Below are 8,591 nucleotides of genomic sequence, written 5' to 3' on the forward strand. Positions count from 1 at the left end.
TGCCAGCGCGAGAGCGCCGTACTCGACCAGGCTGTCGTCGTCGACCAGGTCGTAGACGTTCTCGCGAGCAGTCCGCCGCCCCAGCTTGTGGCGTTTCGCCACTGCCGCGGGCCGCGCCGCGTCCAGGGTCACCTCGTGGCGAGCGATGATTTCGGCGAGGTCGGGACGCACGTCGTCGAGGTCCACCTCGTCGACCTCGGCGAGCTTCGATCCCGCGCTCGCGCTACGGACGACGAGCAACGGTTCGCCCGCACTCACCGACCTGCCCGGTGACGACAGGACCCGGACGACTTCGAGGTCACCGGGCGCCGAGAGAACATGCTGCATTTTCATCGCTTCGAGGACGGCAACCTGGCCACCCGCATGGACGCCGTCACCGACTGCGGCAAGTTCGACGACGATTCCTGCCATCTGTGCACGGACCACGTCCTCGTCCGGCGCGATGTCAACACTCGCGGAGGGTGTTTGTGGGTCCGCTTCGGGAACGAGGTCCGCCAATCGAGAACCCAACCAGTCGACGTCGACCAGGCCGTCGCGGAAGTCCTTGTCCGACAGTATTGCCTGCAGAAATTCGAGGTTGGTCGCTACACCGTCGATGGCGAACTCACTGAGAGCAGCAATCGACTTGCGCACCGCGGCAGGGAAATCCGCTCGACGCGTGTGGGTGATCACCTTCGCCAAGAGCGAATCGTAACGCGCACTCGGCGAGAGTCCGACCGTACCGAAGGTGTCCACTCGCACGCCGGGCCCGCCCGGAGGAGTGAAGTTGTCGAGCGTGCCCGACGAGGGCAACGCATTGCCGTCCGGCGTCATGGTTTCCATGTTGACGCGGGTCTGGATCGCGATTCCCGAAGCGTTTGCCACGGATCCGACTGTCTCCAAGCCCTTCTCGACAGCGATGATCCCTGTTGGCAGGTCCAGGTTCTCGAACGGAACTCCGTCCGCGATCGCGAGCTGCACGGCGACGAGGTCGACTCCGGTGACCTCCTCGGTCACCGTGTGCTCCACCTGAATTCGGGGATTGACCTCGAGGAAGACGAAGCCGCGTTCCTCGACGAGGAACTCGACCGTCGCGATGCCGCGGTAGCCGACCTCGGCGCACAGCCTCGCCGCCGCAGCGTGAAGACGCTCGCGCAGGGCCCCCGACAGCCCCTGCGCGGGCGCAACCTCGATCAACTTCTGATGGCGACGTTGGACGCTGCAATCGCGGTCACCCAGAGCGAGCGCGTGGGTTCCACCTTGCCCCGGTGCCGCCACGATCTGCACTTCGATGTGCCGAGCGTGCTCACTGAGTACCTCGGCGAACAGTGCCGAACTGCCGAATCCCGACTGGGCTTCGGCCGCACACACACGGTACGCGTCGTCGAGTGCTTTCGGGTCACGCACCGCGCGCATGCCGCGGCCACCGCCGCCGCTGAGCGCCTTGATCATGATGCCGCGGGAGTTGCGCTCGAAGAATTCACGCACCTCGTCGAGGTCGGCGTTCGCCGATGTCGACGGCAGGACCGGCACTCCTGAGTCGACCGCCGCGGTGCGGGCACTGGCCTTGTCGCCGAAAGTCCGGAGAACCTGGGCGTCCGGGCCGACGAAGACGATGCCCGCCTCTGTGCACGCCTGCGCGAATTCGGCATTCTCACTGAGGAATCCGTAGCCCGGGTGCACGTGCGTGGCGCCCGTTTCGGCCGCGATCTTCAGCAGTGCGCTCTGATCCAGGTACGCGGATGCGCCCGACGCTCCGAGCGGCACCGACTCCGTGGCCGCCGCGACGTGCGGACTGGACGCGTCGTCCTCGGCGTACACCGACACCGTCTCGATCCCGAGTTCACGGGCAGTTCGAATGATCCGCAGCGCAATTTCGCCGCGGTTCGCAATCAGCAGTCTCACTTGTCCCCCTGAGTGCGCTCGAACAGATCGCCCTTGCGCACCTTTCCTGTCGCTGTCATCGGAAGCGCCTCGAGCACTTCCACTTCGGGCACCTTGTACGTGGCCATGTTCTCCTTCGCCCACGAGACGATCTCGTCGGCCGCAGTGTCGGAACCCTCGACCAGTTGGACAAACGCAAAAGCCACCTGCCCCTTGTCCGGGTCCGGTTTCGGCACCACCGCAGCCTTTTCGATCGCCGGGTGCAGCATGAGCAGCGCTTCCACCTCGGAGGGAAAGACACTCATGCCGTTGGTCTTGATCATTTCCTTGTTCCGCGCCAAATAGTGCAAACCGCCACGCTCACTGAACTTTCCGACGTCACCGGTCTGCAGCCAGCCGTCACGGATGGCGTCGGCGGTGGCCGCCTCGTTGCGGTAGTACGCGGAAAGGATGGATGGGCTGCGCACGATGATCTGCCCGTGCTCGCCGACGGGCACCGGCCTGCCGTCGTGATCGACGATCAGAACGTCGGTGCCGGGCACCGGAATTCCGCAGAACACCGGCTCGCTTTTCAGGTCGTAGTCGCCGTCCTGGAAGCCGAGGGTGATCGTGTCCGCGGTGTGGGTTTCGGTCATGCCGTAGCTCGCTTCGCGCAGAACGCCGCCTGTAGCCTCGCGCCACCGCTGGCGCGTGGCCGGATCGAGTTTGAGAACGAACGAAACTGCCATGACGTTCTGGAGTGTCGAGAGATTTCGCTCCGCGAATCCTGGCGTGTCCATCAGTTCGACGTAATTGTCGACAGTTCCGACCAGCGAGGTCACGCCGTAAGCCTCGACAGCGTCGAGCGTGGTCTCCGCATCCCAACGATTCAGCAGGACCACGGTTCCGCCGTTGACGAGCGGAACCAGGATGCCGAAGTCCTCACCTGCGATCCAGAAGATCGGCAGAAACACCAGGGACACCGGCGGATTGGCACCCACCTGGTCACCGCCCGCAAGCGTCGCGGTGGCCGCGGTGTAAACCATGTGGCGCTGAGTGTGCTCACAGCCCTTGGGCATTCCCGTCGTTCCGCCCGTGTAGTTCAGGGCGGCGAGGGAATCGAGTTCGGTGGCGACAGGAGTCGCCCGCTCACTGGTGATGATCGACTGCCAGTCGCTCAGGCGCGGATCGTCGACCTCGAAGGGCAGTTCGACGGTCGGGATCGCCGTCAGCATGTCCGACACTGCAGTCTTCGCGACGTGTTCGAGTGGAGTCTGTGAGCGAACCTTCTTCACCAACTTCGAGAAGGTGTTCTGCGTCAGTAGGACCTTGACGCCGGCATCGTTGAGTTCGTGAATCAATTCATGTTCACGGAAGAGTGGATTGATCGGCACGTGAACCGCACCGACCTTGAGAATGCCGAGCATCGCGATATGGAACTGAGGGCAATTGACCAGGTGAACGCCGACGCGATCGCCGCGTTCGACTCCGAGTGACAGCAGCCATCCGGCAAAACGATCCGAAAGCTCGTCGTATTCGGAATACGTGATGACCCGGCCGTAGAAGACGATGGCAGGAGTATCCGGCCGCTCGATCGCCCAATGCCGCAAGTAATCGACAAGTCCCCCACCTTCGAGCGGATACTCGACGGCGCGGGGAATGCCGGCGGGCCAATGCGCTTGTTGCAGCGCAGAGATCTCCGCCAGAGCCGCTTCGAGCACGTCTTGTTCTGCCACCGATCACTCCATTCGTAAAAGAAATCTATTTCGACTCTTCGAACCCGATCAACCGCTCGGACATCGTCGTCATATCTGCAATGAACTGGTTCTGCTCTTCGACACTCGCCTTACTCAGTCGTGCTCCACCGGCCATCTGTGCGTCCGAGATCATCTGAACGAGCACCGGGGGCGAAACACAGGGATCTACGTCGTGAACCTGTCGAATCCGTTCGACAAAGCGGACGTAGCGGCTCACGAGCTTTTCGCGAACCGCCGACCAACTGCGCTCGACCTCGGAATCCACCCGCGCCCGATGCTCGATCACCGCGAGCAGGTCACCGTAGGTGTACACGGCCGTGATGAACGCCGACGTGGTCGTTCGGAGAACTTCGCGTAGATCCTCGGCCGCCGGGCCCTCCATGTGCTGAGCGTCGAGGAAGCGTCGGCACATCATTTCGGCGACGGCGCGGAAGACCTCGTCCTTCGACGAGAAGTACGCGTAGAAGGTCGCCCGGGACACATCAGCCCTGGTCGTGATCGTCTCGACCGTCACGGCGTCGTATCCGAGTTCGCCGAAGCAGAGGGCAGCGGTGTCGAGCAGTCCGGCACGGCGTGGACCGTCGCCGAGTTTGCGGGCTGTCCGCGCTCGCTCCTGCGTTTCGCTGGTGGTCACCGTCACAGTGTGTGTTGACGTTGACGTCAATGTCAAGAATCGCGGGCCCGACACCCCACTTCGGCTTTTTGTTCGGGTCACCCTTTCACACCCCGCATATCGGGTGTAAGACTCTGCCTCTAATGTTTTTCGCCTTTCCCAGAAGGAGTCAATTCCGTGCCGGAAGAATCCGCCGCGCCCTCCTATTCCACAATCAAGGAAACAGTTGCAGCTTTGATGCCGGCACTGGAGTCGGAACTCGTCGAACTTGTTCGTATTCCGTCGATAGCAACAGAAGGTTTCCCCAGCGAGCCCCTGTTCGAGGCTCACGACCTGATTGTTTCTCTACTGGAGAAGTCCGGGGTCACGAAGATAGAGAAACTCGAAATAACAGGTAAAACTGCGCCCGTCATCATTGCAACAGTTCCCGGTCCAGAGGGAGCCCCGACCGTATTGATGTATTCGCATTACGACGTCGTTCCCGCCGACGACGTCGAACTCTGGGATTCACCGCCTTTCGAACCGAGCAAGCGTGACGGCGCGATTTACGGCCGCGGTACGGCAGATTCGAAGGCAAACGTCATCGGCATGATCGGCGCGCTTCGCGTCTTCGACGGAAAGCCGCCGGTGACGGTCAAGCTCGTCATCGAAGGCCAGGAAGAATTCGGCAGCCCCTTCGACAACTATCCGCCGGAAGCCCCCGAATTGTTTGCGGCCGACGCAATGGTCATCGCCGACGTCGGGAGCGTTCGACCCGGATCACCGACCCTGACCGTCGCACTGCGCGGATCGGCCCAGGTGATCGTCGAACTCACCACTCTCGGAGCCGACAAGCACAACGGCCTCTACGGCGGCGCCGCACCGGACGCCCGCCTCGCGCTCATCCGCGCACTGGCGTCGCTGCACGACGACAACGGTGACGTGGCGATCGACGGCCTCCTGCGCGAACCGTGGACCGGCAGTTCATACACCGAGGACGAGTTCCGCACCCTCGCCGAGATCCAAGACGGGCTTCCGCTGCTCGGAACCGGCGGCATCGGCGAACGCATCTGGTCGGGCCCGGCCATCACCGTGACGGGCATCGACGCTCCCCCTGTGGACGGTGCGGTCAACGCCGTCGCAAGCACTGCCCGCGCCGTGATCAATCTGCGCGTACACCCGCGCCAACCTGCCATCGAGGCGCAGGCTGCTCTGGTCCGGCACCTGGAAGCCCTGCGCCCCTTCGGTTTACAACTGACTGTCACCGCGGGAGAAACCGGCGACGGGTTTGCGGCAGCCGAAGGTGGACCGGCCTTCGACGCGGCATTGTCTGCATTATCGCAGTCGTGGGGTGAGCCGGCCGGGCTGATGGCAGGCGGCGGCTCGATCCCCCTCGTGATGGCCTTGGATACAGCAGTGCCCACCGCCGAGAAGCTGTTGTTCGGCGCCACCGACGGTTACGCGAACATCCACGGCCCCAACGAACGCGTCCTGCTCGACGAGCTCGAGAAGGCCGTCGTCGCCAAAGCACTGTTCTTCCAGGAGTACGCCGACACCTTCGAGGGGAAGAAATGAGCACCGAAACCGACACGGGGTCCGCACCTACTCCGGCCAAGAAGAAGTTCGAGTTCCCCGGCGCGGTCACGATGCTCGCGATCGTCACCGTCCTGGTATGGATTGCGGCACTGTTCATTCCGGCCGGACGCTTCGGCGTCGACGTGGACGGCTCACCCGTTCCCGGCAGCTTCGAAACCGTCACGTCTCCGCTGTCGTTCTGGGAACGAATCCAGCAACTGATCCTCTCCCCCGTCAACGGCCTCTACGGCGTCCAGGATTCGATCACCGGGTTCGTCGACACCGACAACATCGGACGGCTCTTCGGTTCCGTCGGCGTAGTCCTCTTCATCATGGCGCTCGGTGCGTTCATCTCGGTCAGCTTTGCCACCCGCAGTCTCGAAACCGCTGTCTCCCAACTCGCTACCAAGCTCAGTGACAAGGGCTGGTTGCTCATCACCGTCATCATGGTGCTGTTCTCGCTGCTCGGTTCGACGATGGGCTTCTCGGTCGAGACGTTCGGCTTCTACGCCCTGCTCATCCCGCTGATGACGGCACTGGGCTACGACCGCATGGTCGCGGCCACCATGATCATCCTCGGCGCTCTGGTCGGAAACATGGCGTCGACCGTCAATCCGTTCTCGATCGGCGTCGCCTCCGGTGAGGCAGGCGTCTCCATCGGTGACGGCATCGTGCTGCGCGTGATCCTGTGGATCGTATTGACCGCTGTGGCAGTGGTATTCGTTCTCCGCTACGCCGCAAAGGTGAAGAAGGATCCGTCCAAGTCGCTTGTCGGTTTCGACATCGCGGACGACGAAGACGAAGAGCCGGCCGAGCCGGTGGACATCGACGGCAAGCTCACCGGAACTCAGAAGCTGGTACTGCTCATCACCGGACTCACCTTCGGACTGATGATCTTCTCCGTCATCCCGTGGTCGAGCATCTTCGGCGCCACCACCGGTCCGGCCGAGTACGACGCGTACCACGTCACGGCAACCGAGCCCTACTGGTTCGAGTTGAACTGGTGGTTCCCGCAATTGGCGATGCTGTTCATCCTCGCCGCCGTTCTCGTCGGCATAGTCGCGAAGATGGGTGAGAAGAAGATCGTCTCCCTGATCACGCGTGGAGCCGGCGACATGGTCGGACCGGCGATCGTCATCCTGCTCGCTCGCGGCGTCTCGGTGATCATGACCAACACCGAAACCCTCGACACCATCCTCAACGCGATGGAGCAATTGGTCAGCGGCGCTTCGGCGGGGGTCTTCGCGATCCTGGTGATGCTCGTCAACATCCCGCTGGCGTTCCTGATCCCGTCCAGTTCCGGTCACGCCACCCTGGCGATGCCGCTGCTCGCGCCGCTGGGCGACTTTGCCGGAGTCAGCCGAGCACTCGTCATCACCGCCTTCCAGATGGGCCACGGCCTGATGCTGATGGTTGCCCCGACCAACGTCGTCGTTGTCGGCGGGTTGGCCATGGCGAAGGTCGGCTACGACAAGTTCCTGCGCTTCGTCTGGCCACTGCTACTGATCAACTTCGTGATCGTTGTCGTGGTGATCGGCGCGGCAGCGGTATTCGAGTAGTTCAAGCGTGGTGGGCCTCGCGTGCCGCCGTCTCCAGACGGTCGGTGTACTCGGCCCACCACGCCTCATCGCCGGGAGCCAGATTGTTGTCGCCCGCCTTCATCCCAGCGGCGCCGTCGATCAGCTCCCGCACGATGTCCGCGTGGCCGGCGTGCCGATGGCTCTCGGTGACAACGTGAACGAGTATCCGGTGCAGTGTGACGTCGCGACGATCCTCCGGCCAGTGCTTCACGAAGCCGGGGGCGTCCAGATCGTGCTCCTCGATCGTGGCGTCGGCGAAAGCCCAGGTGCGGCGATAGGTTTCGACGATGTCGGCAGTGGACTCGTCGGCGCGGGCCCACATGTCGACGTTGAGTTCCTCCGAACGCAACCACGCGGGGAGATCGGGAACCCGACGGCCGAACGTCGGACCGAAATACCCGAGCTCGACGCCGATCATGTGTTTGACCAGACCCAACAAGTTGGTCCCTGTCCGGGTCATCGGGCGCCGAATGTCATACTCCGACAGCCCGTCGAGCTTCCAGACGAGCGCATCACGTGCTGCCTGCAGGTACCGCTGGAGATCTTCCTTTTCCGAGTTGGTGGTCATGAAACCAACCTAAACCGAGTGGAGCAGACATTGACAGCGGTCGAGGATCTGACCGAGGTTGCCTCCCGGGCCGTCGCCGCCGAGCGTGACGCCCGGTCGGTGCGCTGGCACAACCCGGCAGCCGTCCGCAAGGCTGCCGCGGCCGTCCGTGATTCGCTCGACGACGAACGATCAGCGCTGAGCCGACCGTCGTACAGCGGGTTGTCACCGTCGCCGCACATGGCGCGCCAACTCGAACTGATCACGACGTTGCAGCCGCCACTGCCCGCTGACGCCGGCATCGGCACCGCCGCGCAGGCCGAGGCCGACGCCGTCGCCGCGGTGACCACCGCACGGATAGCCTTGCGCGCCGCCCACCTTGCGGTTCTCGAAGCACGCGTCGCCGCGCTCGATGCCGGTGACACCGATACCGTCGCCGCCGCGATCCGTGGTTACGTCCCGCTGAACTCGGGCAACCCCGTCGTCCGGCACGTGCAGGATCTCGGCTCACGGATCCGTGAGGAAGCACGGCACGTGGTGAGTGGTAAGCCTCGGTCGATCGCTTTTCGGCTGGGGCTGAGCCTCGGAATGGGCTTGGCGTACCTGGCATTCATTCGCCTCTTCCAGTGGGACGCCAAGGAAGATCGACTGCCTTACCTTGCGCTGTATGCACTCTCGGGTGTGGTCGGAAGCGTCGT

Annotated in this window: 6 protein-coding genes and 1 pseudogene; 3 read left to right on the top strand and 4 right to left on the bottom strand. The window is 63.4% G+C overall.

Annotated features, from left to right (window positions below):
- The 3 genes from A2J01_RS25225 to A2J01_RS25235 form a co-directional block, all read right to left on the bottom strand.
- Positions 1–1,884 (bottom strand): acetyl/propionyl/methylcrotonyl-CoA carboxylase subunit alpha (locus A2J01_RS25225; protein WP_156519402.1); only part of this gene is annotated, 1,884 nt, incomplete at its 3' end.
- Positions 1,881–3,578, bottom strand: a complete 1,698-nt coding sequence (locus A2J01_RS25230; RefSeq protein WP_007735929.1) for an AMP-binding protein — start codon at positions 3,576–3,578, stop codon at positions 1,881–1,883. The genes A2J01_RS25225 and A2J01_RS25230, both read right to left, overlap by 4 nt.
- A gap of 25 nt (positions 3,579–3,603) precedes the next feature.
- Positions 3,604–4,239, bottom strand: coding sequence for a TetR/AcrR family transcriptional regulator (locus tag A2J01_RS25235; RefSeq protein WP_019746323.1), 636 nt, complete (start codon positions 4,237–4,239; stop codon positions 3,604–3,606).
- 150 nt (positions 4,240–4,389) lie between these two features.
- Here A2J01_RS25235 and A2J01_RS25240 point away from each other — a divergent pair, with 150 nt between their 5' ends.
- Entirely contained in the window at positions 4,390–5,766 is a 1,377-nt protein-coding gene (locus A2J01_RS25240; protein WP_082900958.1) for a M20/M25/M40 family metallo-hydrolase, read from the top strand.
- Entirely contained in the window at positions 5,763–7,325 is a 1,563-nt protein-coding gene (locus A2J01_RS25245; protein ID WP_050657054.1) for a YfcC family protein, read from the top strand. The genes A2J01_RS25240 and A2J01_RS25245 overlap by 4 nt, the downstream gene beginning before the upstream one ends.
- 1 nt (position 7,326) lies before the next feature.
- Here A2J01_RS25245 and A2J01_RS25250 read toward each other — a convergent pair whose 3' ends face one another.
- Complete coding sequence (locus A2J01_RS25250) at positions 7,327–7,914, bottom strand: DinB family protein (RefSeq protein ID WP_064113839.1); 588 nt, start codon at positions 7,912–7,914, stop codon at positions 7,327–7,329.
- A gap of 18 nt (positions 7,915–7,932) precedes the next feature.
- On the opposite strand from A2J01_RS25250, the pseudogene A2J01_RS37040 reads away from it, so the two are divergent.
- Positions 7,933–8,591, top strand: a pseudogene (locus tag A2J01_RS37040) (hypothetical protein); the annotation flags it as partial.

Source organism: Rhodococcus sp. EPR-134 (assembly GCF_001647205.1).
In the GTDB taxonomy this organism is placed as follows: Bacteria; Actinomycetota; Actinomycetes; order Mycobacteriales; family Mycobacteriaceae; genus Rhodococcus_F; species Rhodococcus_F qingshengii.